29 protein-coding genes are annotated in these 25,360 nt (G+C 52.0%); 16 read left to right on the plus strand and 13 right to left on the minus strand.

Annotated features, from left to right (window positions below; all coding sequences use genetic code 11):
* Positions 1-74 precede the first annotated feature (74 nt).
* From hpf to NNO03_RS05415, 8 genes are read right to left on the minus strand one after another with little or no spacing between them, the layout of a single operon-like run.
* A complete protein-coding gene (gene hpf, locus NNO03_RS05380) occupies positions 75-362 on the minus strand; it encodes a ribosome hibernation promoting factor (RefSeq protein WP_005121327.1) in 288 nt (95 codons plus the stop codon).
* A gap of 22 nt (positions 363-384) precedes the next feature.
* Positions 385-1,818 carry an RNA polymerase factor sigma-54 gene (rpoN, locus tag NNO03_RS05385; RefSeq protein WP_271440747.1) on the minus strand — a complete coding sequence of 478 codons (1,434 nt, stop codon included), beginning with the start codon at positions 1,816-1,818 and terminating at the stop codon, positions 385-387.
* Positions 1,819-1,864: 46 nt separating this feature from the next.
* Entirely contained in the window at positions 1,865-2,590 is a 726-nt protein-coding gene (gene lptB / locus NNO03_RS05390) for an LPS export ABC transporter ATP-binding protein (protein ID WP_048213425.1), read from the minus strand.
* A 6-nt stretch (positions 2,591-2,596) separates the two neighbouring features.
* A complete protein-coding gene (gene lptA, locus NNO03_RS05395) occupies positions 2,597-3,151 on the minus strand; it encodes a lipopolysaccharide ABC transporter substrate-binding protein LptA (protein ID WP_040234136.1) in 555 nt (184 codons plus the stop codon).
* Positions 3,120-3,695, minus strand: coding sequence for an LPS export ABC transporter periplasmic protein LptC (gene lptC / locus NNO03_RS05400; protein WP_048213423.1), 576 nt, complete (start codon positions 3,693-3,695; stop codon positions 3,120-3,122). The genes lptA and lptC overlap by 32 nt, the downstream gene beginning before the upstream one ends.
* Entirely contained in the window at positions 3,692-4,258 is a 567-nt protein-coding gene (gene kdsC, locus NNO03_RS05405; RefSeq protein WP_005121322.1) for a 3-deoxy-manno-octulosonate-8-phosphatase KdsC, read from the minus strand. Before kdsC ends, lptC begins: the two co-directional genes overlap by 4 nt.
* Positions 4,259-4,278: 20 nt before the next feature.
* Positions 4,279-5,265 carry an arabinose-5-phosphate isomerase KdsD gene (kdsD, locus tag NNO03_RS05410; protein ID WP_048213422.1) on the minus strand — a complete coding sequence of 329 codons (987 nt, stop codon included), beginning with the start codon at positions 5,263-5,265 and terminating at the stop codon, positions 4,279-4,281.
* 13 nt (positions 5,266-5,278) lie between these two features.
* On the minus strand, positions 5,279-6,256 hold the full coding sequence (locus NNO03_RS05415) for a calcium/sodium antiporter (protein ID WP_271449022.1): 978 nt from the start codon (positions 6,254-6,256) through the stop codon (positions 5,279-5,281).
* 214 nt (positions 6,257-6,470) lie between these two features.
* Here NNO03_RS05415 and mlaF point away from each other — a divergent pair, with 214 nt between their 5' ends.
* The 7 genes from mlaF to murA all read left to right on the plus strand — a co-directional run bounded on the left by mlaF (position 6,471) and on the right by murA (position 11,319).
* Complete coding sequence (gene mlaF / locus NNO03_RS05420; protein WP_048213420.1) at positions 6,471-7,283, plus strand: phospholipid ABC transporter ATP-binding protein MlaF; 813 nt, start codon at positions 6,471-6,473, stop codon at positions 7,281-7,283.
* A gap of 7 nt (positions 7,284-7,290) precedes the next feature.
* On the plus strand, positions 7,291-8,073 hold the full coding sequence (gene mlaE, locus NNO03_RS05425) for a lipid asymmetry maintenance ABC transporter permease subunit MlaE (RefSeq protein WP_048213419.1): 783 nt from the start codon (positions 7,291-7,293) through the stop codon (positions 8,071-8,073).
* Between the two features lie 4 nt (positions 8,074-8,077).
* On the plus strand, positions 8,078-8,635 hold the full coding sequence (gene mlaD / locus NNO03_RS05430) for an outer membrane lipid asymmetry maintenance protein MlaD (RefSeq protein ID WP_048213507.1): 558 nt from the start codon (positions 8,078-8,080) through the stop codon (positions 8,633-8,635).
* A gap of 18 nt (positions 8,636-8,653) precedes the next feature.
* Entirely contained in the window at positions 8,654-9,289 is a 636-nt protein-coding gene (gene mlaC / locus NNO03_RS05435; RefSeq protein WP_271449023.1) for a phospholipid-binding protein MlaC, read from the plus strand.
* A complete protein-coding gene (gene mlaB / locus NNO03_RS05440; RefSeq protein WP_271449024.1) occupies positions 9,289-9,582 on the plus strand; it encodes a lipid asymmetry maintenance protein MlaB in 294 nt (97 codons plus the stop codon). The genes mlaC and mlaB overlap by 1 nt, the downstream gene beginning before the upstream one ends.
* Positions 9,583-9,751: 169 nt before the next feature.
* Entirely contained in the window at positions 9,752-10,006 is a 255-nt protein-coding gene (gene ibaG, locus NNO03_RS05445; protein ID WP_005121314.1) for a BolA family iron metabolism protein IbaG, read from the plus strand.
* Positions 10,007-10,059: 53 nt separating this feature from the next.
* The gene (murA, locus tag NNO03_RS05450) at positions 10,060-11,319 is read left to right on the plus strand and encodes a UDP-N-acetylglucosamine 1-carboxyvinyltransferase (protein WP_040234132.1); all 1,260 of its coding nucleotides are present in this window, start codon (positions 10,060-10,062) and stop codon (positions 11,317-11,319) included.
* A gap of 57 nt (positions 11,320-11,376) precedes the next feature.
* Here murA and sfsB read toward each other — a convergent pair whose 3' ends face one another.
* Together sfsB and ispB are read right to left on the minus strand one after the other, a co-directional pair.
* Positions 11,377-11,661 (minus strand): DNA-binding transcriptional regulator SfsB, encoded by a 285-nt coding sequence (gene sfsB / locus NNO03_RS05455; RefSeq protein WP_271440745.1) that lies wholly within the window; start codon positions 11,659-11,661, stop codon positions 11,377-11,379.
* Between the two features lie 223 nt (positions 11,662-11,884).
* Entirely contained in the window at positions 11,885-12,856 is a 972-nt protein-coding gene (gene ispB, locus NNO03_RS05460; RefSeq protein WP_271449025.1) for an octaprenyl diphosphate synthase, read from the minus strand.
* 258 nt (positions 12,857-13,114) lie between these two features.
* Between ispB and rplU the strand changes: the two genes are divergently transcribed.
* The 4 genes from rplU to cgtA all read left to right on the plus strand — a co-directional run bounded on the left by rplU (position 13,115) and on the right by cgtA (position 15,984).
* Positions 13,115-13,426 carry a 50S ribosomal protein L21 gene (gene rplU / locus NNO03_RS05465; protein WP_003025032.1) on the plus strand — a complete coding sequence of 104 codons (312 nt, stop codon included), beginning with the start codon at positions 13,115-13,117 and terminating at the stop codon, positions 13,424-13,426.
* A gap of 19 nt (positions 13,427-13,445) precedes the next feature.
* Entirely contained in the window at positions 13,446-13,703 is a 258-nt protein-coding gene (gene rpmA, locus NNO03_RS05470) for a 50S ribosomal protein L27 (RefSeq protein WP_003025030.1), read from the plus strand.
* A 127-nt stretch (positions 13,704-13,830) separates the two neighbouring features.
* Positions 13,831-14,796: a DMT family transporter gene (locus NNO03_RS05475; protein WP_199970411.1), complete on the plus strand. Its 966-nt coding sequence runs from the start codon at positions 13,831-13,833 to the stop codon at positions 14,794-14,796.
* A 15-nt stretch (positions 14,797-14,811) separates the two neighbouring features.
* The gene (gene cgtA / locus NNO03_RS05480) at positions 14,812-15,984 is read left to right on the plus strand and encodes an Obg family GTPase CgtA (RefSeq protein ID WP_003828732.1); all 1,173 of its coding nucleotides are present in this window, start codon (positions 14,812-14,814) and stop codon (positions 15,982-15,984) included.
* 130 nt (positions 15,985-16,114) lie between these two features.
* On the opposite strand, the gene dacB is transcribed toward cgtA, so the two are convergent.
* A complete protein-coding gene (dacB, locus tag NNO03_RS05485; protein WP_271449026.1) occupies positions 16,115-17,548 on the minus strand; it encodes a serine-type D-Ala-D-Ala carboxypeptidase in 1,434 nt (477 codons plus the stop codon).
* Between the two features lie 248 nt (positions 17,549-17,796).
* Between dacB and greA the strand changes: the two genes are divergently transcribed.
* The gene (gene greA / locus NNO03_RS05490; RefSeq protein ID WP_003025019.1) at positions 17,797-18,273 is read left to right on the plus strand and encodes a transcription elongation factor GreA; all 477 of its coding nucleotides are present in this window, start codon (positions 17,797-17,799) and stop codon (positions 18,271-18,273) included.
* A gap of 213 nt (positions 18,274-18,486) precedes the next feature.
* On the opposite strand, the gene yhbY is transcribed toward greA, so the two are convergent.
* On the minus strand, positions 18,487-18,780 hold the full coding sequence (gene yhbY / locus NNO03_RS05495; RefSeq protein WP_003025016.1) for a ribosome assembly RNA-binding protein YhbY: 294 nt from the start codon (positions 18,778-18,780) through the stop codon (positions 18,487-18,489).
* A 125-nt stretch (positions 18,781-18,905) separates the two neighbouring features.
* On the opposite strand from yhbY, the gene rlmE reads away from it, so the two are divergent.
* The 4 genes from rlmE (at position 18,906) to glmM (ending at position 23,844) form a co-directional block, all read left to right on the plus strand.
* Positions 18,906-19,535, plus strand: a complete 630-nt coding sequence (gene rlmE / locus NNO03_RS05500) for a 23S rRNA (uridine(2552)-2'-O)-methyltransferase RlmE (RefSeq protein WP_137382431.1) — start codon at positions 18,906-18,908, stop codon at positions 19,533-19,535.
* Between the two features lie 99 nt (positions 19,536-19,634).
* The gene (ftsH, locus tag NNO03_RS05505; RefSeq protein WP_271449027.1) at positions 19,635-21,566 is read left to right on the plus strand and encodes an ATP-dependent zinc metalloprotease FtsH; all 1,932 of its coding nucleotides are present in this window, start codon (positions 19,635-19,637) and stop codon (positions 21,564-21,566) included.
* 99 nt (positions 21,567-21,665) lie between these two features.
* Positions 21,666-22,514, plus strand: coding sequence for a dihydropteroate synthase (gene folP, locus NNO03_RS05510; RefSeq protein ID WP_048213410.1), 849 nt, complete (start codon positions 21,666-21,668; stop codon positions 22,512-22,514).
* Positions 22,507-23,844 carry a phosphoglucosamine mutase gene (glmM, locus tag NNO03_RS05515; RefSeq protein ID WP_101741911.1) on the plus strand — a complete coding sequence of 446 codons (1,338 nt, stop codon included), beginning with the start codon at positions 22,507-22,509 and terminating at the stop codon, positions 23,842-23,844. The genes folP and glmM overlap by 8 nt, the downstream gene beginning before the upstream one ends.
* Positions 23,845-23,893: 49 nt before the next feature.
* Here the strand turns inward: glmM and dcuC are convergent, their stop codons facing one another.
* Positions 23,894-25,360 carry a C4-dicarboxylate transporter DcuC gene (gene dcuC / locus NNO03_RS05520; protein WP_271449028.1) on the minus strand — a complete coding sequence of 489 codons (1,467 nt, stop codon included), beginning with the start codon at positions 25,358-25,360 and terminating at the stop codon, positions 23,894-23,896.

Below are 25,360 nucleotides of genomic sequence, written 5' to 3' on the forward strand. Positions count from 1 at the left end.
TAAGCGCTAACTGTACAAATGGCCCGTTGTGCTGCACAACAGGCCGTCCTGCACCCGCTAACTGCCCGGACAAGTTAGTGCTGTTTCAGTTTATCTTTATGTTTTGTTAACTGCCGAGCCAGTTTATCAATTAAACCGTCAATGGCGGCGTACATATCCTGACCTTCCGCGCTGGCATGAATTTCGCCACCGTTCACATGCAGTGTTGCATCCGAGATGTGTGTGACCTTCTCCACTTTCAACACAATATAGACCTGATTAATCCGGTCGAAATATTGTTCAAGCTTGGCGAACTTTGTGGTGACAAAGTCGCGCAGGGCCTCAGTGATTTCGACGTTATTTCCAGTGATGTTGAGCTGCATAGTGTCTTCCTTATCGGTTGGGTCAAACCAGCTGTTTGCGCTGGTTAGACGGCGGAATGGATAAAGACTCTCGGTACTTCGCAACGGTGCGGCGCGCCACCATGATACCTTGTTCTGACAGCATAGAGGTTAACTTGCTGTCACTCAGCGGTTTCGCTGGGTTCTCGGCCGCAATTAATTTCTTCACCAGTGCGCGGATAGCTGTAGAAGAGGCTTCGCCTCCGCCTTCAGTGTTAACGTGACTGGAGAAGAAATACTTCAATTCAAAAATGCCGCGCGGACTGTGCAGATACTTTTGCGTGGTCACTCGGGAAATGGTCGATTCATGCATCTCGACGGCCTGGGCGATATCGGCCAGCACCATCGGTTTCATATACTCTTCGCCTTGTTCAAAGAAGGCTTGCTGTTGCTCAACGATACAGCGGCTAACGCGCAATAGCGTGTCATTGCGGCTTTCCAGACTTTTAATCAGCCATTTTGCATCCTGAAGGTTGCTACGAATGAACTGGCTGTCAGCATCATTGCGCGCGTTATTGCACAGGGCGGCGTAGTGTTGGTTGATCTGTAAACGCGGAATGCTGTCACTGTTGAGTTCGACTACCCAGCGATCGTTATGCTTACGCACCAGCACATCCGGGATGACGTACTCTGGTTCACCGGTCTGGATAGATTGTCCAGGTCTTGGGTCAAGCGACTGGATAAGATTGACGGCTTCTTTCAGCACATCTTCTTTCAGTCGGGTTACGCGCATCAGCGTACGGAAGTCATGGTTGGCGAGCAGATCAAGGTGATCGCTGATGATCAGACGTGCTTCTTCCAACCATGGAGTGGCTTTGTCAAACTGCGAAAGCTGGATCAGTAAGCAATCGCGGAGATCTTTTGCTGCCACACCCACGGGATCAAAACGCTGAACGCGTTTAAGCACGGCTTCGACTTCATCGATACCGACGTCGTCATCGCCCATGCTGTCGAGTATGTCGTCCAGCGTGACGGTGAGATAGCCCGTTTCGTCGACTGCATCCACAATTGACGTGGCAATAGCACGATCGGTATCTGAGAATGGCGTCAGTTCCACCTGCCACATCAGGTAATCTTGCAGCGATTGCGTGGTTTCACCCTGATACACAGGCAGTTCGTCGTCGATGTAATCCCCGCTGGTGCCAGACGGCGTACCTGCGGTGTAAATCTCATCCCAACTGGCATCCAGCGGTAGCTCTTCCGGCATCTCTTTTTGTTCGAGTGCGTCAGCCGTATCGAGGGATTCGCTATCCTGCTTTTCCTGGGTATCAATTTCGTCGTGAAGATCGGTTTGCTCGAGCAGTGGGTTACTTTCCAGCGCTTGCTGAAGTTCTTGCTGAAGTTCCAGCGTGGACAACTGCAACAGACGGATAGCCTGTTGTAGCTGAGGCGTCATCGCCAGTTGTTGGCTAAGCCTGAGTTGCAAACCTTGCTTCATGTTCAGAGTTGTTGTCTCCTGCGGTGACGTGAAGTCTACTACCCTATCAGAGTCTGAAGTCTTCCCCAAGGTATACGCGTTTAACGTGCTCGTCCTGCAGGATTTCTGTCGGCGTACCGTGTGCGATCAGGTGTCCCTGGCTCACAATGTAGGCGCGCTCACAAACAGCCAGCGTTTCGCGCACGTTATGGTCGGTAATCAGCACGCCAAGCCCGCTGTCGCGCAGGTGTTCAATAATACGTTTGATGTCAATGACGGAAATCGGGTCAACACCGGCAAAGGGTTCATCCAGCAGGATAAATTTGGGATTAGCGGCCAGTGCGCGGGCGATCTCCACACGGCGGCGTTCCCCACCGGAGAGTGCCTGTCCAAGGCTGTCACGCAGATGTTCGATATGGAATTCTTCCATCAGCTCATTGGCGCGATCTTCACGCTGCTCGCTGGAAAGATCGTCACGAATTTGCAGAACCGCCATCAGGTTATCAAATACACTCAGGCGACGAAAAATAGAGGCTTCCTGCGGTAAGTACCCGATACCGCGACGGGCACGCGCATGCAGAGGTAACAGACTGATATCTTCGTCATCAATGATAATGTTGCCAGCATCGCGCGGCACAATGCCGACTACCATGTAAAAGGTTGTTGTTTTGCCCGCACCGTTAGGACCGAGCAGACCGACGATCTCCCCGGAGTTGACGGTCAGGCTGACATCTTCCACCACACGACGGCCTTTGTAGGCTTTTGCAAGATTCTTTGCAGTTAATGTTGCCATAACGAATCAGTTACCTTTTTTCTCTGCCGGAGCCTTGGTCTTGTTTTTGTCCTGCAATTGCGACGGAACCAGAACGGTAGTGACGCGTTTGCCTTTCTCACTGAAGGCCTGCATTTTCTGTTCTTTTACCAGATAGGTGATCTTATCGCCCGTGATGTTGCTATCGAGCTGTTCCAGATAAGCCTTACCGGTAAGGACGACGAAATCTTTTGCCAGCTCATAGTGCATCTGTGAGGCGTGGCCTTTAACCGGTTTACCATTGTCCTGCATCTGGTAAAAGGTCGCCGGATTGCCATATCCATCAATCACTTCTTTACCGTCTTCACCGCCCGGACGCGTGACGACGACCTTATCGGCATTAATTTTGATCGTGCCCTGAGTCACGATGACATTGCCGGTAAACGTCACCACGTTGCCCTGCATATCCAGAGACTGCTGGTCCGATTCAATGTGAATCGGCTGCTCGGTATCGCCAGTGACGGCAAATGCCGGAATGCTGGCGGCCAGAAGTGAGCTGGCAAGCACAAGATTAAGGCTGAGTTTGTTTGTTTTGGATTTCATATGAGGTTCTAACCTTTTCAATCAGCTCGGCGTTCTTGCTGCGTAAATTGCCGCGCATCTTCAGTCCGCTGGAGTTAAATGTTGTTCCATACAACGTGACCAGATCATCGGAAGTGACATCTTGCGTCACAAGGTTGATCTGCGCGTTATCGGTAGTAATTCTGCGTAGTTGAGAGTCAGGCACCAGCGCGTTAACCTCAACATGGCCATACAGGTACAGCATCCGATCGTTGGTCAACTTGGCCTTATCGGCCTTGATCGACCAGGTCGGTACTTTGTCCTTATCAAACGTGGTTAACACCGGTTGGGTGAACCACGAAACTGCTTGATCTGAATAATATTCAACGTGTTGCGCGATCAAATGATAGCTCAGCGCGCCCTCAGGGCTGTACACGACGGTGTCGGTATGCTCGCTCTTATAGGTTGGCTCGTTGTTATTAACGACAACCTGGGCGGTGTCGTCTTTGTCTGCCAGGTTAATACCAATCATCACAAGGACAGCCAGCGACAGTAGAATGATAACCCAACGTCTGGTTTTGCTCATATCGATTGCCCTTTGGCCTCATCCAGTTTGCCCTGCGCCAGGAGTAATAAGTCGCAGACTTCGCGCACTGCGCCGCGCCCCCCGTCGATACGGGTGACGTAATCGGCCCGCGGGATCAGCAACGGATGAGCATCCGCTACCGCGACGCTTAATCCCACTTTTGCCATCACCGGCCAGTCGATCAGGTCATCGCCGACATACGCCACATTCTCAGGCGCGATTGCCAGTTTGCTAAGCAGATCGCCAAAGGCAACCAGTTTGTCCGACTGCCCCTGATACAGATGTGTGATCCCTAATGTGGCACAGCGATCTTCTACAAGTTTAGCCTTTCGTCCGGTAATAATGGCAACCTCAATACCGGAAGTGAGCGCGCAGCGAATTCCGTAGCCATCGCGGACGTTAAACGCCTTCAGCTCTTCACCGTTGTTGCCCATATAAATCAGACCATCAGACAGCACGCCATCCACATCAAGGATCAGCAGACGGATGTTTTCTGCCCTGGTGATGACGTCAGTGCTGACGGGTCCATAACAGGTCGCAAGCGACGCACCTGCTTTACTCATTTTCTTTATCCTTGAGTTTCTTACACTACACCTGCACGCAGCAGATCATGCATATGTAACACACCCAGTAACTGGTCGCCATCAGCAACCATTACCGAGGTTATATGGCGGGACTGCATTAAGTTCAGGGCATCAACGGCAAGAATCCCTGGACGCACGCGAATGCCCCCAGGGGTCATCACATCGGCAATGCCTAACTGGCGTACATCAACGCCCATATCGAAGACACGACGTAAATCGCCATCCGTAAAGATGCCGTCAATCTTCATCGCGTCATCGCAAATGACGGTCATGCCGAGATTTTTCCGCGTGATCTCCAGTAAGGCATCACGCAGACTGGCGCTTTTAGTCACATGCGGGATTTCGTCTCCCGTATGCATAATATCGTTTACGCGCAACAAAAGCTTACGCCCCAGTGCGCCACCAGGATGAGATAACGCAAAATCTTCTGCGGTGAAGCCGCGTGCTTTGAGTAACGCAACGGCAAGCGCATCGCCCATGACCAGCGTTGCGGTCGTACTGCTGGTCGGTGCCAGACCTAATGGGCAGGCTTCTTTGGGCACTTTAACACACAGATGGACATCTGCTGCACGCGCCATACTGCTTTCCGGACGACCCGTCATGCAAATAAGGGGGACGTGCAGGCGTTTTAACACCGGAATTAACGCTGCAATCTCATTAGATTCACCTGAGTTAGAAATGGCAATCACGACGTCCTGCGGTGACACCATACCCAGATCGCCGTGTGCGGCTTCGCCAGGATGCACAAAAAATGAGGGCGTGCCGGTACTGGCAAACGTGGCGGCCATCTTGCGCCCGATATGCCCTGATTTTCCCATTCCCATCACCACGACTTTACCCGGGCAACTGAAAATCTTTTCACAGGCGAGGGTAAAGTTCTGGTTGATGTACTGATCAAGCTCCGCCAGGCCTTCACGTTCAATTGTCAGGACTTCCTTGCCTGCTTGCTGAAAGTCAAAACCCGGTTGCAACTCTAAGTGCGACATAATGCGTTTCCAGTTATCCAACGAGAAGTGGCGATAACCAATACAGCATCGCCAGCCATATGATAAAACCGCTGGTCAGAAGCGCACCCGCGCCACGACCAATCTGGCGCGGACGTCGCCAGCAGAGTAATGCAAAAATAACGCTCACCAGCAGCATGACGCTATAGTCACGGGTGAAGGCCATCGGGTTGACCTCGCCCGGTGTAATCAGTGCAGGTAACCCAAGAACGATAACTATATTAAAAATGTTCGCGCCGATGATGTTACCAACGGCAATATCGTTTTCACCTTTACGCAAACCTGCAATGGCGGTTGCCAGTTCTGGCAGGCTGGTACCAATGGCGACCACCGTCAGCCCGATGGTGAGTTCGCTCATGGCAAAGTAATTTGCCAGTACTGTGGCGTTATCAACCACCATACGCGTTGCCATTGGCATAATGATCAGCGCTATCCCCAACCATAAAAATGCGACAGGCAATCCGCCTTCGCGAGGCAGTTCCGCTACTTGCTCCCGGGTCAGGCTGTCATTGCCCTGGCGTTCTGCCAGACGGGCGATTTTAACAATGAATAGCAGCCATAGCACGGCCAGAAGCAGAAGAAAGAAACCGTCACTACGACTCAACTGGCCGTCATACAGGACGGATGCGGCTAAAAGACTTACCAGCAACATTAGCGGTAATTCACGACGCAGAACATCAGAATGCACGGTAAAAGGATGAATCAGCGCCGACAGACCTAAAATAAGCAGAATGTTGGTAATGTTAGAGCCGATAGCTGTACCGACGGCCAGATCGAGTTGCCCATTTATTGATGCAGCCACAGAGACAATAATCTCGGGTAACGACGTCCCCACGCTGACGACGGTCATCCCAATAATAATGGGGGGGATACCGAAATTTCGACATAAAATCGATGCGGCAAATACCAGACGGTCGGCACCGTAGACCACCAGAAGTAAACCAATTATTAACAGTGCCGTCGCTAAAAGCATCTAAAGTCCTTTCTTCAGGTATACTCGCCGGTCCACGTGAAGGATCTTCTGGAAGCCGTAACGAATTCTTAATTTTGACTTTATGCGGCTAAAAAGTAAAACAAATGCCAGCTTTCGCTAACCAGGACAGGCAATAATCTGTAAATATGTCGAGTTCAGGGCTAAATTGAGCGCCAACTCTTCGATCAACGAGGCAATAGTAAAGGATGAATCAATGGGTCAGTCTGTGGCGAATCTAGTCGATATGCGCGATGTCAGCTTTTCCCGAGGTGACCGCTGCATCTTTGATAATATTTCCCTGACGGTGCCGCGCGGTAAGGTGACGGCGATCATGGGGCCATCAGGCATCGGCAAAACGACGCTGTTACGTCTGATTGGCGGGCAGATCCCGCCAGATAAGGGCGAAATCCTGTTTGACGGCGAAAACGTCCCAGCCATGTCTCGTTCACGTTTGTACACCGTGCGTAAGCGCATGAGTATGCTGTTTCAGTCCGGGGCGCTGTTTACCGACATGAACGTGTTTGACAACGTCGCCTATCCACTGCGTGAGCATACGACGCTGCCCAAGGCGTTGCTCAAGAGCACCGTGATGATGAAACTGGAAGCTGTCGGCCTGCGTGGTGCGGCAAAACTTATGCCTTCTGAATTATCCGGTGGGATGGCGCGACGTGCGGCATTAGCACGCGCCATTGCGCTGGAGCCAGATCTCATTATGTTTGATGAACCGTTCGTCGGTCAGGATCCTATCACCATGGGCGTGCTGGTGAAGCTGATTTCAGAGCTGAACAACGCGCTGGGCGTCACCTGCGTGGTGGTCTCTCACGATGTGCCAGAGGTACTGAGTATTGCGGATTACGCCTATATTATGGCGGACAAAAAGATAGTGGCCTACGGTAGTGCTCAGGCACTACAAGAAAATGCCGATCCGCGCGTGCGTCAGTTCCTCGATGGTATTGCCGATGGGCCGGTTCCGTTCCGCTACCCGGCGGGCGATTACCACACCGATTTACTTAAAACAGGGAGTTAAGCCACCCATGTTGTTAAATGCGCTGGCATCACTCGGACATCGAGGGATAAAAACCCTCAGGACGTTCGGGCGAGCCGGATTAATGTTGTTCAATGCGGTAGTCGGCAAGCCGGAGTTTCGCAAACATGCGCCGCTGCTGATCCGCCAGCTCTATAATGTCGGTGTCCTGTCGATGCTGATCATTATCGTTTCTGGCGTGTTCATCGGGATGGTGCTGGGATTGCAGGGATACCTGGTCCTGACAACCTACAGCGCAGAAACCAGTCTCGGTATGCTGGTGGCGCTGTCTTTGCTGCGAGAACTGGGGCCTGTTGTTGCGGCGCTGCTGTTCGCCGGGCGAGCCGGATCGGCGTTAACCGCTGAAATCGGCCTGATGCGGGCAACCGAGCAGCTTTCCAGCCTGGAAATGATGGCGGTTGATCCTCTGCGTCGAGTGGTCTCTCCGCGTTTTTGGGCGGGTGTCATTTCATTGCCGCTGCTGACGATTATTTTTGTCGCGGTTGGGATTTGGGGTGGCTCGCTGGTCGGCGTTAGCTGGAAGGGGATTGATGCAGGCTTTTTCTGGTCGGCTATGCAAAATGCCGTCGACTGGCGTCTGGATCTGGTCAACTGTTTGATTAAGAGCGTGGTGTTCGCCATTACGGTCACATGGATTGCATTGTTCAATGGTTATGATGCGATTCCGACCTCCGCCGGAATTAGCCGGGCTACGACACGCACCGTTGTGCACGCATCTCTTGCCGTTCTGGGGCTGGATTTTGTGCTGACCGCACTGATGTTTGGGAATTGAGTTCATGCAAACGAAAAAAAATGAAATTTGGGTCGGGGTATTCCTGCTGGTTGCACTGCTGGCGGCGCTATTTGTCTGCCTGAAAGCGGCTAATGTGACCTCCATGCGTACTGAACCAACCTACACGGTTTATGCGACCTTTGATAATATCGGCGGCCTGAGAGAGCGCTCTCCAGTGCGGATTGGTGGGGTTGTTGTGGGGCGAGTTTCGGATATCTCGTTAGATCCCAAAACGTACCTGCCACGCGTAACACTGGACATCGAATCGCGCTTTAACCATATCCCGGACACCAGCTCGCTGAGCATCCGCACCTCTGGTCTGCTGGGTGAGCAGTATCTGGCATTAAACGTGGGTTTTGAAGATCCTGAGCTGGGAACGTCTATCCTCAAAGATGGCAGTACGATTCAGGACACGAAATCCGCGATGGTGCTGGAAGACATGATTGGTCAATTCCTCTACAACAGTAACAGTAAAGGTGATGACAATAAGAATTCTGGCGATGCGCCAGCCGCAACTGAAGGCAATAATGAAGCCACTACGCCTGCGGGCGCAACGAAATAATCTCAGGAGAATCGACGTATGTTTAAACGATTGATGATGGTGGCTATGCTGGTCATTACCCCACTTAGCGTGGCAACCGCAGCGGACCAGACGAATCCGTATAAACTGATGAATGAGGCGGCGCAGAAAACGTTCGATCGTCTGAAAAACGAACAACCGAAGATCCGTTCTAACCCGGATTATCTGCGTCAGGTGGTTGATCAGGAACTGCTGCCTTATGTGCAGGTTAAGTATGCCGGTGCGCTGGTGCTGGGCCGTTACTACAAAGAGGCGACACCGGCCCAGCGTGACGCCTATTTTGCCGCATTCCGCGAATATCTGAAGCAAGCCTACGGTCAGGCGCTGGCGATGTACCACGGTCAGACCTATCAGATTGCCCCTGAACAGCCGCTGGGTGATGCGACGATTGTGCCGATCCGCGTGACGATTATCGATCCAAACGGCCGTCCGCCGGTGCGCCTGGATTTCCAGTGGCGTAAAAACTCCCAGACCGGTCACTGGCAGGCGTATGACATGATCGCCGAAGGCGTCAGCATGATCACCACCAAACAGAATGAGTGGAGCGACCTGCTGCGCACGAAAGGTATCGATGGCCTGACGGCACAGCTGAAATCTATCTCTCAGCAAAAAATCACTCTGGAAGAGAAGAAATAATGACGCAGTCACTCACCTGGACGCGTGAAGGTGACAAGCTGACGCTCGCGGGAGAGCTGGATCAGGACGTGTTAAATCCGTTATGGGATGCACGCGTTGAGGCGATGAAAGGGGTAACCTGCATCGATCTGAGCCAGGTTTCCCGGGTTGATACCGGTGGTCTGGCATTGCTGTTGCACCTGGTTGACCAGGGCAAGCAACAGGGGAATCGCGTTTCGCTTACCGGTGTTAACGATAAGGTTTATACCCTGGCACAGCTTTACAATTTGCCTGACGACGTCCTTCCGCGTTAATTTTTCCAGGCTGGATAAGGCCTTGTGCCGCCATCCGGCAAAACTCCTGAAGGGGATCTGCCACCAAAGCCTTGTCTGATTTATCAGCGAGGCTTTTTGCTTATTTATGACAGCGCCACTTTGCTCTAAGATGTTGGGCTGTTTTCACTATCTGACGAATGAAGAGCCCATGGAAAATAATGAAATTCAGAGCGTGCTGATGAACGCACTCTCCCTCCAGGAAGTCCACGTTTCTGGTGACGGCAGTCACTTTCAGGTTATTGCCGTGGGTGAGATGTTTGACGGCATGAGCCGGGTCAAGAAGCAGCAATCGGTCTATGGCCCATTGATGGAGTATATTGCGGATAACCGCATTCATGCTGTATCGATTAAAGCGTTTACCCCAGCGGAATGGGCGCGCGATCGCAAACTTAACGGTTTTTGAGCTACGGGTGATATGCCGGTAGCGAAGATGAATTCTTAACAGAGAACAGAATAATGGATAAATTCCGTGTTCAGGGGCCAACCAAGCTCCAGGGCGAAGTCACTATATCAGGCGCTAAAAACGCCGCACTGCCGATCCTTTTTGCGGCGCTGCTGGCTGAAGAACCTGTAGAAATTCAAAACGTCCCAAAACTGAAGGACGTAGATACCTCCATGAAGCTGCTGAGCCAGTTGGGGGCGAAAGTAGAGCGTAATGGGTCTGTGCACATTGATGCGCGTGACGTTAACGTCTTCTGTGCGCCGTACGATCTGGTGAAAACCATGCGTGCGTCTATCTGGGCATTGGGGCCACTGGTCGCTCGTTTTGGTCAGGGTCAGGTTTCTCTGCCGGGCGGCTGTACTATCGGCGCGCGCCCGGTTGACCTGCATATTACCGGTCTGGAGCAGTTAGGTGCCACCATCAAGCTGGAAGAAGGCTATGTGAAGGCGTCCGTAGAGGGACGTCTGAAAGGCGCACACATTGTCATGGACAAAGTGAGTGTCGGTGCGACGGTCACTATCATGTGCGCGGCAACGCTTGCAGAAGGTACCACCATCATCGAAAACGCCGCTCGCGAACCGGAAATTGTGGATACCGCTAATTTCCTGATTGCGCTGGGTGCGAAGATCACCGGGCAGGGTACCGATCGTATCACCATTGAAGGCGTTGAACGTCTCGGTGGCGGTGTGTATCGCGTTCTGCCAGACCGTATTGAAACCGGGACGTTCCTGGTGGCGGCGGCGATTTCTCGCGGCAAAATTATCTGCCGTAATGCACAACCAGACACACTGGATGCCGTTCTGGCGAAGCTGCGTGATGCCGGTGCGGATATCGAAGTCGGTGAAGACTGGATTAGCCTCGACATGCACGGCAAACGTCCTAAAGCAGTGAATGTGCGCACTGCGCCACATCCGGCTTTCCCGACTGACATGCAGGCCCAGTTCACACTGTTGAACCTGGTGGCCGAAGGTACCGGCTTCATTACGGAAACCGTGTTTGAGAATCGCTTTATGCACGTGCCTGAACTGAGCCGTATGGGTGCCCACGCGGAAATCGAAAGCAATACTGTGATTTGTCACGGCGTTGAAACGCTCTCCGGTGCACAGGTAATGGCGACCGATCTGCGTGCGTCCGCAAGTTTGGTATTAGCGGGATGTATCGCTGAAGGCACAACGGTCGTTGACCGTATTTATCACATCGATCGCGGTTATGAGCGCATCGAGGATAAATTGCGTGCTCTGGGCGCAAACATTGAGCGCATTAAAGGCGAGTAATCGCCAACGCGTGTTGTAACCCCCAGGATCGTTGATCCGGGGGTTGCTGTTTTACCGCTACTCAAGACCCTTCTTTTCTTTCCGTACTCTCATCATCCGCGTTCTGTCGATGAATTCATGCGTCCTGGCGTCATGGTAGCGTGACGGCCAAATTACCCACGGGTCTGTTCCCAGTGCTTTCGCGATAATCAATTCACCTTTCGGCCACGGTCGGGTTAACGCATTTGCCAGCGTTGATGAACTTAAGCCATTCTTACGTGACTCAGCGGCCATTGACGTACCTTTCTTACGTAGCCCCGCGATGATGTCAGCCGGATGCCAGTCAATGAATTTGCTTTCCATAGTTCCACATCTCCTTTGGTTAACCAGTGAGGTTTCACAATCAGCCTGTGGAGTTACTATACGCCTCGAGAACGAATGTTCTAAAATGTTCTAGTAAAATGCTTATATATTCAGAATATGCCAAGACTATGCGAGTAGTCTGGCTGTTTTTTGTGGGGTTTATTAGAGCTTATAAGAGCATCCCGTGCAGTGCACGGGATGCTGGGAAGCGAGATGAGGGAAATTAACGGTCGCGCTGTACGGCGATATGCGCCAGGCCAATCAGGGCTTCTTTCCACGGAGTATCTGGAAGTACCTGAAGTGCCTCGATGGCTTTGTCAGCCTCTTCTTCGGCGCGTTGACGGGTCCATTCCAGTGACCCGCAAGCATTCATCGCTTCCAGAACCGGCTCCAGCAGGTGGCGACCATTACCTTGCTCAATCGCCTGGCGAATCATTTGCGCCTGCTCAGGGGTGCCGTGGCGCATCGCATGCAGCAACGGTAGCGTAGGTTTACCTTCGTTGAGGTCATCACCCACGTTTTTACCCAACTGTTCGCCATCTGCGCTGTAATCCAGTAAATCGTCGATAAGCTGGAAAGCGGTACCGAGGTAGCGGCCATAATCCTGCAGGCCTTTCTCTTGCTCATCGCTACAACCTGCAAGGATACCTGAGCATTGGGCCGCGGCCTCAAACAGACGAGCCGTCTTGCTGTAGATAACACGCATATAGTTTTCTTCGGTGATATCCGGGTCGTTGACGTTCATTAACTGCAGGACTTCGCCTTCAGCAATGACGTTGACCGCTTTAGACATCACTTCCAGCACTTTCAGGGAGCCGAGGCTGGTCATCATCTGAAAGGCACGGGTATAGATAAAATCGCCGACCAGAACGCTGGCAGCATTACCAAACGCTGCGTTTGCCGTGGCTTTCCCACGGCGCATATCGGATTCATCCACAACATCGTCATGAAGCAGGGTTGCGGTGTGGATAAACTCGATTAAGGCAGCGATCGTGACGTGGGCATTTTCCTGATAACCAACGGCACGCGCCGCGAGTACGGCGATCATTGGGCGAATGCGTTTTCCGCCGCCGCTCACGATGTAGTACCCCAATTGATTGATCAACTGGACGTCGGAATTGAGCTGTTCAAGGATAGTCGCATTGACCCCCGCCATATCTTGCGCGGTTAACTCATTGATTTTTTCTAAATTCATCGCAAAAGCCGGGCTTCTCGCCCCGATTACCTCACTATTTGAGAAGGTAACGTCGGGTTTAGGGTTAGAAATATATGCTGATTGTACTGAAAAAACGCCGCAGATAAACGTTACGGTACACGTTGTGTTTTTTTTCTTCATGTATTGACGGTAGCACTTGTCAAAGGCTCGCGTTTTGCGTAATATTCGCGCCCTATTGTGAATATTTATAGCGCACTCTGAATCATCAAAAAGGTGTGCGCGGAAGCGGAGTTTTTTATGTACGCGGTTTTCCAAAGTGGTGGTAAACAACACCGAGTAAGCGAAGGTCAGACCGTTCGCCTGGAAAAGCTGGACATCGCAACTGGCGAATCTGTTGAATTCGCTGAAGTTCTGATGATCGCAAACGGTGAAGAAGTCAAAATCGGCGTTCCTTTCGTTGATGGCGGCGTTATCAAAGCTGAAGTCGTTGCTCACGGTCGTGGCGAGAAAGTTAAAATTGTTAAGTTTCGTCGTCGTAAACACTACCGTAAGCAGCAGGGCCATCGTCAGTGGTTCACTGATGTGAAAATCACTGGCATCAGCGCTTAAGTTAAGGGGAGCAGATTAAATGGCACATAAAAAGGCTGGCGGCTCGACTCGTAACGGTCGCGATTCAGAAGCTAAACGTCTGGGCGTAAAACGCTTCGGCGGTGAAACAGTTCTGGCTGGTAGCATCATCGTTCGTCAACGTGGTACTAAATTCCACGCTGGCTCCAACGTTGGTTGCGGCAAAGACCACACTCTGTTTGCTAAAGCAGACGGTAAAGTGAAATTTGAAGTGAAAGGCCCGAAAAACCGTAAATTCATCAGCATTGTTGCTGAATAAGTTTTTCGCGTCCCGGTAACGGATAAAAGCCCCGCAACACGTTGCGGGGCTTTTTACATTCGACGACCGGTAAATATGCTCGTCGCTCCGTGATAACCCGGAAACGAGCCCTTGCAGGGAATACGGCATGAAGCAGCAGGCAGGTATTGGTATTCTTTTAGCACTCACGACAGCTGTCTGTTGGGGGGCTTTACCAATAGCGATGAAGCAAGTGCTGGAGGTGATGGAACCTCCTACCGTCGTGTTCTACCGTTTTTTAATGGCAAGCATTGGCCTTGGCGCTATTCTTGCGGTTAAAAAAAAGCTCCCTCCATTGCGTATTTTTCGCAAAGCGCGTTGGCTGGTGCTGTTGGCTATTGCCACGGGTGGACTGTTCGGTAACTTCATTCTGTTTAGTTCGTCTTTGCAATATTTGAGCCCAACGGCTTCGCAGGTTATCGGTCAACTGTCACCTGTTGGCATGATGATCGCCAGCGTCTTTATCCTGAAGGAGAAGATGCGCGGCACGCAGATTATTGGCGCTATTATGCTTCTGAGCGGATTGGTGTTGTTTTTTAATACCAGTCTGATCGAAATTTTTACCCGGCTGACCGATTACACCTGGGGCGTGATCTTTGGTGTCGGTGCCGCGACGGTTTGGGTGTGTTATGGGGTCGCGCAAAAGGTGTTATTGCGCCGCCTGGCATCACCGCAGATCCTGTTTTTACTGTACACTTTATGTACGATAGCGTTGTTGCCGCTGGCTAAACCCGGTGTAATAACGCAACTCAGCGACTGGCAGCTTGCCTGCCTCGTGTTCTGCGGCCTGAATACACTGGTAGGATACGGTGCCCTTGCGGAAGCAATGGCTCGCTGGCAGGCGGCACAGGTGAGCGCCATAATTACGCTCACACCGCTGTTTACGTTGTTATTTTCAGATTTATTATCACTGGCCTGGCCCGATTTCTTCGCCAGACCGATGCTAAACCTTTTAGGTTATCTCGGTGCGTTTATCGTGGTTGCGGGCGCGATGTATTCCGCCATTGGTCATCGAATTTGGGGCGGTTTACGTAAGCATGAAACGGTGGTTTCGCAACCCCGCTCAGGCGAATGATTTACGGAGAGTAAAATGAAGTTTGTTGATGAAGCATCGATTCTGGTCGTTGCAGGCGATGGCGGTAACGGTTGTGTCAGCTTCCGCCGCGAAAAATACATCCCGAAAGGCGGTCCGGACGGTGGTGACGGTGGTGATGGCGGTGACGTCTGGCTGGAAGCCGACGAAAACCTGAACACGCTGATCGATTACCGTTTTGAAAAGTCATTCCGTGCGGAACGTGGTCAGAATGGCGCAAGCCGTGATTGCACCGGCAAGCGTGGTAAAGACGTTACCATCAAAGTGCCAGTAGGGACACGCGTCATCGACCAGGGTACGGGCGAAACGATGGGCGACATGACCAAACACGGTCAGCGTCTGATGGTCGCTAAAGGTGGTTGGCACGGCCTGGGTAACACCCGTTTTAAATCGTCGGTCAACCGTACCCCGCGTCAGAAAACGATGGGTACACCTGGCGATAAGCGTGACCTGATGCTGGAGCTGATGCTGTTAGCCGATGTCGGTATGCTGGGTATGCCAAACGCCGGTAAATCGACGTTTATCCGCGCGGTATCTGCGGCGAAACCGAAAGTGGCGGATTATCCGTTCACCACGCTGGTACCGAGCCTCGGCGTTGTGCGTATGGACAACGAAAAGAGCTTCGTGGTTGCTGACATCCCAGGTCTGATTGAAGGCGCTGCTGAAGGCGCTGGTCTCGGTATTCGCTTCCTGAAGCATCTGGAACGTTGCCGCGTACTGCTGCACCTCATTGATATCGATCCGATTGATGGTTCCGATCCGGTAGAAAACGCCCGTATCATTATTGGCGAACTGGAAAAATACAGTCAGGATCTGGCGTCTAAACCGCGCTGGTTAGTGTTCAACAAAATTGATTTGATGGACAAAGCTGAAGCGGAAGAAAAAGCGAAAGCCATCGCTGAAGCGCTGGGCTGGGAAGGTAAATATTACCTGATCTCTGCCGCCAGCCAGCTGGGTGTGAAGGATCTTTGCTGGGATGTGATGACCTTTATCATTGAGAACCCAATCGTTCAGGCTGAAGAAGCGAAACAGCCGGAGAAAGTTGAGTTCATGTGGGATGATTATCACCGTCAGCAGCTCGCTGAAGTCGAAGACGAAGCGGAAGATGACTGGGATGACGATTGGGACGAAGACGACGAAGAAGGCGTTGAGTTCATCTACAAGCGTTAATCTCGTAGCCGGATGACGCTTACGCTTATCCGGCCTACAAAAGCCAACGGGCCGCATTTGCGGCCCGTTTTGTTATGTTCTTTGTAGGCCGGATAAGACGCGTTAGCGTCGCCATCCGGCAATAATGCACTCAGTTATTCTGATATATATCTTTGTACAACCGACTCTCGAAGCGTACCAGTGGAATACGGCGGTTGCGCTGGTCTGCAGGCTCTACCGCATAGCCAGACAGGTACTGCACGAAGGCCATGCGTTGCCCGCTGGCGGTGGTGATGAACCCCGCGAGGTTATATACCCCTTGCAGTGAGCCTGTTTTCGCGGAAACCTTGCCATCAACACCAGCCTGATGCAGGCCTGCACGGTATTGCAGGGAGCCATCGTGGCCAGCCAGTGGCAGCATCGTGATAAAGTTGAGCTCATTGTCATGCTGCGCGATGTATTGCAGCACCTGCATCATGGTGGCGGGGGCAATCAGGTTATGGCGAGAGAGGCCAGAGCCATCGGCAATAATCGTGTTGCCGATATCGACGCCCGCCTGCTGACGCAGGATCTGACGTACGGCATCTGAACCTGCCCGCCAGGTGCCAGGTACGTTAAATCGCGCATGGCCAATCATGCGAAAAACGGTGTCGGCAATCATGTTGTCTGATTTTTTCAGCATAATCTTAAGCAGATCATGCAATGGTGCTGATTGTTTGCTGGCGACGACGGTACCCGGCTCGTTGACCTGAGTCTGACGCAGCAGCGTACCGCTGTAGGTAATACCCGCTTGTTTTAGCTCATCTTTAAGAATGGCTCCGGCATAGCTGGCACCGTCCTGAATAGCAAACGCCAGTGGCAACGGTTCGGCGCGCTGCGGCAGACACCCGGTCAGCGTAAAGCGGTTCAAATCACCGGGTACCACGTCCAGTTCACAATATTGCGCTTCCGCAGAACCACGTGCGAGGGTGCGAACCTGGCTGAACATGGTCACCGGGTAGTAAGAGGCCACGCGAATATACGCCAAATCGTTGGCTTTTTGTGCGCTGTAGAGCGATACAGAGAAGCAATTTCGGTCGACAATCGCCGCTGCTGGCGGAGCGCTAAAACATTGCGTCATGTCGTTCCAGGGCCAGCCGGGCGCTTTATCATGGCTGGCAAAAATGGAGGTGTCTATCAGGACATTTCCGGCAATTTGCGTCACCCCTGATTTTTTCAGAGTTGCTACCATATTGCGAATATCCTGACGTTTTAACGTCGGATCGGCACCAAATCTCGCAACTAAGTCACCTTTCAATATCCCATTTTCTACGTTGCCTTTTGTCTCAAGCGTCGTGGTGAAACGGAAATCAGGTCCGAGTTGAATCAATGCCGCCAGAGCGGTGATCACTTTCTGGGTACTGGCTGGGAGCGCCATCTGCTGGCTATGGTAATCAATCGTGGGCGCAGGCGCGCCAACCTTCTGTACCATAAGGGCGAGGTTGGCCCCGGCAGGAAGCTGGTTGATGTACTCGTCGACATTCGCAGCCTGAACGCTGAACGCTATACTGGCAGTTAATCCAATGGCAAATCTGGGAAATCGCATAATCTCGCGCTAACAACCTGGAAACAGGCCGTCATACTACGGCGCAACGCCCTAAAAAGTAAACGATGACCCATAGGGAACTCCAGGGTAAAATGAACATCAAATAGAGAATTGTAGCTGACCTGGGACCTCGTGCCCCGGGTCGGTATTTTTTTGCTTCTGACTCTGGCATGGCGTATGCCAGGGTGGGCTTAGCAGCCGGGGTGAGGACAACCACCCCCTACAGGAATGTTCAAGAGGTATAACAAATGCAAGCTATCCCGATGACCTTACGCGGTGCTGAAAAACTGCGCGAAGAACTGGATTTTCTCAAATCTGTGCGTCGCCCTGAAATTATTGCCGCGATCGCGGAAGCGCGTGAACACGGTGACCTGAAAGAGAACGCGGAGTATCACGCGGCTCGTGAACAGCAGGGATTCTGCGAAGGTCGCATTAAAGATATTGAAGCCAAACTGTCTAACGCGCAGGTTATTGACGTCACTAAAATGCCAAATAACGGCCGCGTTGTGTTCGGTGCGACGGTTACCGTTCTGAATCTTGATAACGATGAAGAGCAGACCTGGCGCATTGTGGGCGATGATGAGGCCGATTTTAAACAAAACCTGATTTCGGTGAACTCACCTATTGCTCGCGGCCTGATTGGTAAAGAGCAGGATGACGTGGTGGTTATCAAAACGCCGGGCGGTGAAGTTGAGTATGAAGTGACGAAGGTCGAATACCTGTAAGAATTTCCCAATACACACATCCTGGTTCACGTTGCATACGCGTTGGCTGTGCTCGAATTATTTAGTGTATCTGTAAGATGTTGATGTATTGTAAAGAAAGGAAAAAGGCCGCATAGCGGCCTTTTATCAACGAAGAGAGCGTGGCATTTTGCTCTCCTGCTAGCGGAAATTCCCGCGTTTTACACAAACTTCGTGTTCAACTTTGGGATATTCTTAGCGTGGCAGCGAGATTTTACGTTCTTTAGTCGGGCGATACAGTACCAGCGTTTTGCCGATGACCTGTACATTACAGGCGCCGGTTTCGCGTACGATAGCTTCCACGATCAAGGTTTTAGTATCGCGATCTTCCGAGGCGATTTTCACCTTGATAAGCTCATGGTGCTCTAACGCTTGTTCAATCTCGGCCAGTACCCCTTCGGTCAAACCATTATTGCCAAGCATAACTACAGGCTTGAGCGGATGTGCCAGACCTTTCAGGTGCTGTTTTTGTTTAGTACTCAGATTCATCGTATATTTTTGCTTACGTTGGGATTGAAAACGGGTCATTCTACCGCCATCTCCCATATATCGCCAAATAGCTGTGTAGATATTTACACCATTGGTTACGATGAACTGCCCGATGGGAAAGTGAAATGACAGGTAAAAAGCGTTCTGCCAGCTCGAGTCGCTGGCTTCAGGAACACTTTAGCGATAAATATGTTCAACAGGCACAGAAAAAGGGGTTACGTTCCCGCGCCTGGTTTAAACTTGATGAAATACAGCAAAGTGACAAAATTTTTAAACCGGGGATGACGATTGTTGACCTCGGCGCTGCACCCGGTGGCTGGTCGCAATATGCGGTTACGCAGATCGGAAACAGCGGCCGCATTATCGCTTGCGATCTTTTACCTATGGATCCAATCGTTGGTGTGGACTTCCTTCAGGGCGACTTTCGTGATGAATTAGTCCTGAAAGCGTTACTTGAGCGTGTAGGTGACAGTAAAGTACAAGTTGTCATGTCTGATATGGCGCCAAATATGTGTGGAACACCGGCGGTGGATATTCCCCGGGCCATGTATCTGGTTGAACTGGCACTTGGAATGGCTCGTGATGTATTAGCACCAGGTGGTAGTTTTGTAGTGAAGGTGTTCCAGGGCGAAGGCTTCGATGAGTATCTAAGAGACATTCGCTCCCTGTTTACGAAGGTCAAAGTTCGTAAGCCGGACTCTTCTCGCGCCCGTTCGCGTGAAGTGTACATTGTAGCGACCGGGCGTAAACCATAACCGGTAGATTTCAAACGAAAGTTTGAAAGACACTGGATATAGAGTATCCTGACGCTGTTTTTAACACAGTTGTAATATGAGGTTAATCCCTTGAGTGACATGGCGAAAAACCTAATACTCTGGCTGGTCATTGCCGTTGTGCTGATGTCAGTATTCCAGAGCTTTGGGCCCAGCGAGTCTAATGGCCGTAAGGTTGATTACTCTACCTTCCTGCAAGAGGTCAATCAGGACCAGGTTCGTGAAGCGCGTATCAACGGACGTGAGATTAACGTTACCAAGAAAGATAGTAACCGTTACACGACCTACATTCCGGTTAACGATCCGAAGCTGCTTGATAACCTGCTGACCAAAAACGTCAAGGTTGTTGGCGAGCCGCCTGAAGAGCCGAGCCTGCTGGCTTCTATCTTCATTTCCTGGTTCCCAATGCTGCTGCTGATTGGTGTCTGGATCTTCTTTATGCGTCAAATGCAGGGCGGTGGTGGCAAAGGTGCCATGTCGTTCGGTAAGAGCAAAGCGCGCATGTTGACCGAAGATCAGATCAAAACCACTTTTGCTGATGTCGCGGGTTGTGACGAAGCGAAAGAAGAGGTCGCTGAACTGGTTGAATACCTGCGCGAACCGAGCCGTTTCCAGAAACTGGGCGGTAAGATCCCGAAAGGCGTCCTGATGGTTGGTCCTCCGGGTACAGGTAAAACCCTGCTGGCAAAAGCTATCGCAGGTGAAGCGAAGGTTCCATTCTTCACAATTTCCGGTTCTGATTTCGTGGAAATGTTCGTCGGTGTGGGCGCATCTCGTGTGCGTGACATGTTCGAACAAGCCAAGAAAGCGGCACCGTGCATCATCTTCATCGATGAAATCGACGCCGTAGGTCGCCAGCGTGGCGCTGGTCTGGGTGGCGGTCACGATGAACGTGAACAGACGCTGAACCAGATGCTGGTTGAGATGGACGGCTTCGAAGGTAACGAAGGTATTATCGTTATCGCGGCAACTAACCGTCCTGACGTTCTTGACCCTGCGCTGCTGCGTCCAGGCCGTTTTGACCGTCAGGTTGTTGTTGGTCTGCCGGACGTTCGCGGTCGTGAACAGATTCTGAAAGTGCATATGCGTCGCGTACCGCTGTCTCCGGATATCGATGCGGCAATCATTGCTCGTGGTACGCCTGGTTTCTCAGGTGCGGATCTCGCGAACCTGGTGAACGAAGCGGCACTGTTTGCAGCGCGTGGCAACAAGCGTGTTGTATCGATGGTTGAGTTCGAGAAAGCGAAAGACAAAATCATGATGGGTGCGGAACGTCGCTCCATGGTGATGACGGAAGCGCAGAAAGAATCCACCGCGTACCACGAAGCTGGCCACGCGATTATCGGTCGCCTGGTACCGGAGCACGATCCGGTGCACAAAGTGACGATTATTCCGCGCGGTCGTGCGCTGGGTGTCACCTTCTTCCTGCCTGAAGGCGACGCAATTAGCGCCAGTCGTCAGAAACTGGAAAGTCAGATCTCCACGCTGTACGGCGGTCGTCTGGCAGAAGAGATCATCTACGGTGCTGAACATGTTTCTACCGGTGCGTCCAACGACATTAAAGTCGCGACGAACCTGGCGCGTAACATGGTCACTCAGTGGGGCTTCTCTGACAAACTGGGGCCGTTGCTGTACGCGGAAGAAGAAGGTGAAGTGTTCCTCGGTCGTTCTGTGGCGAAAGCTAAACATATGTCCGATGAAACCGCGCGTATTATCGATCAGGAAGTGAAATTGCTGATTGAACGCAACTATGACCGTGCTCGCCGTCTGTTGAACGACAACCTGGACATTCTGCACTCGATGAAAGATGCGCTCATGAAATATGAGACCATCGATGCACCGCAGATTGATGATCTGATGGCTCGCCGCGATGTACGTCCGCCAGCGGGTTGGGAAGAGTCTGGTTCATCTAACAACTCTGGCAACAATGGCACCCCGAGTGCTCCGCGTCCGGCTGAAGAGCCGCGTACGCCGAACCCGGGCAACATGTCAGAGCAGTTAGGCGACAAATAAGTTATCGTAATCTGATGACCATGTTTTAATTGAAAACCCTGGGGCTTGCTCCGGGGTTTTTCTTATCTGCTTACTCACGATTTTACCAGGGATAACACTATGAAACTCTTTGCTCAGGGATCTTCGCTGGATCTCAGCCATCCCCACGTCATGGGGATTTTAAACGTCACACCAGACTCTTTTTCTGATGGTGGAGCGCACAACTCCCTGGTTGAGGCGGTAAAACACGCAAATCTGATGATTAACGCAGGGGCGACTATCATTGATGTGGGTGGTGAGTCTACGCGACCGGGCGCGGCGGATGTTAGCGTGGAAGAAGAACTGCAGCGTGTAATCCCGGTTGTTGAGGCAATTGCTCAACGTTTTGAAGTGTGGATTTCGGTCGATACCTCAAAACCAGAGGTCATTCGTGAGTGCGCCAGAGTGGGTGCGCATATCATTAACGATATACGTTCGCTCTCGGAGCCGGGCGCGCTGGAAGCTGCGGCAGAAACTGGGTTGCCGGTTTGCCTGATGCATATGCAGGGACAGCCGAAAACGATGCAGGAAGCGCCGAAGTATGAGGATGTATTTGCCGAGGTAAATCGTTACTTTGTTGAGCAAATAGCACGTTGTGAACGGGCCGGAATCACAAAAGATAAATTGCTACTCGACCCAGGATTCGGATTCGGTAAAAATCTTACTCACAACTACACATTGCTGGCACGTCTGGCGGAATTTCATCATTTTAATCTGCCGCTGCTGGTAGGGATGTCACGAAAATCAATGGTTGGCCAATTGCTCAATGTGGGTCCATCTGAGCGTTTGAGCGGCAGCCTTGCATGCGCGGTCATTGCCGCAATGCAGGGAGCGCAGATTATTCGTGTCCATGACGTCAAAGAAACCGTAGAAGCGATGCGTGTGGTGGAAGCCACATTGTCTGCAAAGGAAAACAAACGCTATGAGTAATCGTAAATATTTTGGCACCGATGGGATTCGTGGTCGTGTAGGCGACGCTCCAATCACCCCTGACTTTGTGCTCAAGCTGGGTTGGGCGGCAGGAAAAGTGCTGGCACGTCATGGTTCACGTAAAATCATTATCGGTAAAGATACACGTATTTCCGGCTATATGCTGGAATCTGCGCTGGAAGCGGGCCTGGCTGCCGCGGGGTTGTCAGCTTCTTTCACAGGCCCCATGCCAACACCTGCCGTCGCTTATCTGACGCGTGCTTTCCGTGCTGAAGCCGGGATTGTTATCTCCGCTTCGCACAACCCATTTTATGACAACGGGATTAAATTCTTCTCCATCGACGGAACCAAACTGCCGGATGCAGTTGAAGAAGCCATTGAAGCGGAGATGGAAAAAGCAATCACCTGCGTGGATTCGGCTGAGCTGGGTAAAGCCAGTCGTATTGTCGATGCTGCCGGGCGCTATATTGAGTTCTGCAAAGGCACATTCCCGAATGAACTGAGCCTGAACGAGCTTAAAATTGTGGTGGACTGCGCTAACGGTGCAACGTACCACATTGCGCCAAATGTACTGCGCGAGCTGGGTGCTAACGTCATTGCGATTGGCTGTGAACCGAACGGCGTGAACATCAATGAAGAAGTCGGCGCGACCGATGTTCGTGCGCTGCAGGCGCGCGTCATCGCGGAAAAAGCCGATTTGGGGATTGCGCTGGACGGTGACGGCGACCGCGTCATTATGGTTGATCACGAAGGTAATAAAGTCGACGGCGACCAGATCATGTACATCATCGCTCGTGAAGCGCTGCGCCAGGGGCAACTGCGCGGCGGCGCGGTGGGTACTCTGATGAGCAACATGGGACTGGAGCTGGCGCTGAAACAACTGGGCATTCCGTTTGCCCGTGCGAAAGTAGGCGACCGTTATGTGCTGGAAAAAATGCAGGAAAAAGGCTGGCGTATTGGTGCGGAAAACTCAGGTCATGTGATCCTGCTGGATAAAACGACCACGGGCGACGGTATTGTGGCGGGTCTGCAGGTATTGGCAGCGATGGTGCGTAACCATATGAGTTTGCACGATCTGTGCAGCGGCATGAAAATGTTCCCGCAACTGCTGGTTAACGTACGTTACACCGCAGGCAGTGGCGATCCGCTGGAACATGAAAGCGTGAAAGCGGTGATGGCAGAGGTTGAAGCGGCACTGGGTAACCGTGGACGCGTACTGCTGCGTAAGTCGGGCACAGAGCCATTAATCCGTGTGATGGTTGAAGGTGAAGACGAAGCACAGGTTACGGAGTTTGCGCACCGCATTGCGGATGCAGTGAAAGCCGTTTAACCCTATCCATAAGTGCAAAAGCCGGAGTCTGAGAGACTCCGGCTTTTTTTTACTGTACTGCAAGCGGTTGTTTACGTCGGCGCTGCCAGAAGTAGCCACTGATCATCAATAGGACGAGGACGGCCAGCCACGGGAGAACCGCCAACAAGTGCCCGGATCGGGCGAATGTCAGTGCAATCATCAGCAACCATCCTCCCAGCATCGGAATTGCGGTGCGTTTAACGATATCCACCGGTGATACACCTGCGATCCCGGCGATGGCGATAATCACGCCGGCAATAGGCGACAACGTCCGTCCAATGCCCGCTGAGATCTGAATCGGCAGCATCATAACCGCCACGTCGCTGCCAATATGGCGGCTGATATCCGGCACCATCGGGGCGAAGGAGAAAAATGCTGCATTCCCAGAGCCCATTAACGCTGAAATCGCAAAGGTGATTAGCGTCATCAGCAAGATTATAGACGCTGCACTGAGGCCAAATTCTCCTGAGAGTGACAGCAGCGCATCAACCGCGCCAATCGCTTTCAGACCGGCGGAGAAAACTTCACCGGCGATAATCAGCGTGACTACCGTGGCAAACACACTGCCCATACTGTCGAAAACTTTTTGTAGGCCAGCCATCACTTCGCGAGCTTTACGATGGCGGCAATATTCGCAAATCAGGGTGACGGCCAGGCTTATCAGTACGGCGGTATCCAGCGTAATTTTGAGTGAACTGAATACTAAATCACTGCATACCAGCATCAACACCAGCGGTAACATCGGCAGGAATAGCCAGGCAACCGGCGCTTCGGCTTCTTCGGTTGCGGTTAATGTCTGCATTTGCTGCGCGGCATTGTCACCACTCTCCCGGCGATCGAAAAAGCGTTGTACAACGATATGAAGCAGAGCGATGAAAAGAATAACCGGAACGACAACCGGTAACTGATCCTGAACAAAATAGTTAACTACCTCGATACCTGCCGTTTTGGCGGCGAGAACCGAGTTCCCGGAGCCCGGGCCAAATTCAACGGCACAGGTACTGGCGATAACCGCAGCGACGGCGGCGCGGCTGCAGCCAAGACGGGTCAGCAGGGGGTAAAGTGTTGCCATCAAAAGCAGACCCAGTCCGGTGGCGCTACTGATAAACAGCGACAGAAATTGGCCCAGCAGCAGGGCCAGCCCGAGCAGTAGATAAGGGGAGTTCAGACGTTGCAAGGGGCGGGATGTGACGCGCACCAGCACCTGACTTGCACCAATAGCCGACATATAGGTGGCAAAGCCACCTATCAGCATGATTTGTAGTCCAAGACCGCCAAGACGCACGCTCAGGGTATCGCGAATAAACTCAAAGGCGTCAAAGGGACCAAATCCGGTGCTTTTTTTTACCAGGCTACTGAGAGTAGCCATCCCGCTAAAATGCGCGATAAGCAGGAGTACGATCCCGGTTAAGAGCAACACCGACTGAGGGTGATACTTTTTCAGGATCAGACGCCCGGCAAAAATAATGGCGACCAGCGCCAGTAATAATGACAT

The sequence above is a fragment of the Citrobacter sp. Igbk 16 genome, assembly GCF_028069755.1.
In the GTDB taxonomy this organism is placed as follows: Bacteria; Pseudomonadota; Gammaproteobacteria; order Enterobacterales; family Enterobacteriaceae; genus Citrobacter.

Coding starts and splice junctions, on each gene's coding strand:
- NNO03_RS05475 (WP_199970411.1), top strand. CDS start 13,831: ATGAAGCAGCAGGCAGGTATTGGTATTCTTTTAGCACTCACGACAGCT.
- mlaD (WP_048213507.1), top strand. CDS start 8,078: ATGCAAACGAAAAAAAATGAAATTTGGGTCGGGGTATTCCTGCTGGTT.
- mlaF (WP_048213420.1), top strand. CDS start 6,471: ATGGGTCAGTCTGTGGCGAATCTAGTCGATATGCGCGATGTCAGCTTT.
- mlaE (WP_048213419.1), top strand. CDS start 7,291: ATGTTGTTAAATGCGCTGGCATCACTCGGACATCGAGGGATAAAAACC.
- cgtA (WP_003828732.1), top strand. CDS start 14,812: ATGAAGTTTGTTGATGAAGCATCGATTCTGGTCGTTGCAGGCGATGGC.
- sfsB (WP_271440745.1), bottom strand. CDS start 11,661: ATGGAAAGCAAATTCATTGACTGGCATCCGGCTGACATCATCGCGGGG.
- ibaG (WP_005121314.1), top strand. CDS start 9,752: ATGGAAAATAATGAAATTCAGAGCGTGCTGATGAACGCACTCTCCCTC.
- folP (WP_048213410.1), top strand. CDS start 21,666: ATGAAACTCTTTGCTCAGGGATCTTCGCTGGATCTCAGCCATCCCCAC.
- kdsC (WP_005121322.1), bottom strand. CDS start 4,258: ATGAGTAAAGCAGGTGCGTCGCTTGCGACCTGTTATGGACCCGTCAGC.
- hpf (WP_005121327.1), bottom strand. CDS start 362: ATGCAGCTCAACATCACTGGAAATAACGTCGAAATCACTGAGGCCCTG.
- ispB (WP_271449025.1), bottom strand. CDS start 12,856: ATGAATTTAGAAAAAATCAATGAGTTAACCGCGCAAGATATGGCGGGG.
- ftsH (WP_271449027.1), top strand. CDS start 19,635: ATGGCGAAAAACCTAATACTCTGGCTGGTCATTGCCGTTGTGCTGATG.
- NNO03_RS05415 (WP_271449022.1), bottom strand. CDS start 6,256: ATGCTTTTAGCGACGGCACTGTTAATAATTGGTTTACTTCTGGTGGTC.
- rpmA (WP_003025030.1), top strand. CDS start 13,446: ATGGCACATAAAAAGGCTGGCGGCTCGACTCGTAACGGTCGCGATTCA.
- yhbY (WP_003025016.1), bottom strand. CDS start 18,780: ATGAATCTGAGTACTAAACAAAAACAGCACCTGAAAGGTCTGGCACAT.
- greA (WP_003025019.1), top strand. CDS start 17,797: ATGCAAGCTATCCCGATGACCTTACGCGGTGCTGAAAAACTGCGCGAA.
- dacB (WP_271449026.1), bottom strand. CDS start 17,548: ATGCGATTTCCCAGATTTGCCATTGGATTAACTGCCAGTATAGCGTTC.
- dcuC (WP_271449028.1), bottom strand. CDS start 25,360: ATGTCATTATTACTGGCGCTGGTCGCCATTATTTTTGCCGGGCGTCTG.
- rlmE (WP_137382431.1), top strand. CDS start 18,906: ATGACAGGTAAAAAGCGTTCTGCCAGCTCGAGTCGCTGGCTTCAGGAA.
- kdsD (WP_048213422.1), bottom strand. CDS start 5,265: ATGTCGCACTTAGAGTTGCAACCGGGTTTTGACTTTCAGCAAGCAGGC.
- lptA (WP_040234136.1), bottom strand. CDS start 3,151: ATGAAATCCAAAACAAACAAACTCAGCCTTAATCTTGTGCTTGCCAGC.
- rplU (WP_003025032.1), top strand. CDS start 13,115: ATGTACGCGGTTTTCCAAAGTGGTGGTAAACAACACCGAGTAAGCGAA.
- mlaB (WP_271449024.1), top strand. CDS start 9,289: ATGACGCAGTCACTCACCTGGACGCGTGAAGGTGACAAGCTGACGCTC.
- lptB (WP_048213425.1), bottom strand. CDS start 2,590: ATGGCAACATTAACTGCAAAGAATCTTGCAAAAGCCTACAAAGGCCGT.
- lptC (WP_048213423.1), bottom strand. CDS start 3,695: ATGAGCAAAACCAGACGTTGGGTTATCATTCTACTGTCGCTGGCTGTC.
- glmM (WP_101741911.1), top strand. CDS start 22,507: ATGAGTAATCGTAAATATTTTGGCACCGATGGGATTCGTGGTCGTGTA.
- murA (WP_040234132.1), top strand. CDS start 10,060: ATGGATAAATTCCGTGTTCAGGGGCCAACCAAGCTCCAGGGCGAAGTC.
- rpoN (WP_271440747.1), bottom strand. CDS start 1,818: ATGAAGCAAGGTTTGCAACTCAGGCTTAGCCAACAACTGGCGATGACG.
- mlaC (WP_271449023.1), top strand. CDS start 8,654: ATGTTTAAACGATTGATGATGGTGGCTATGCTGGTCATTACCCCACTT.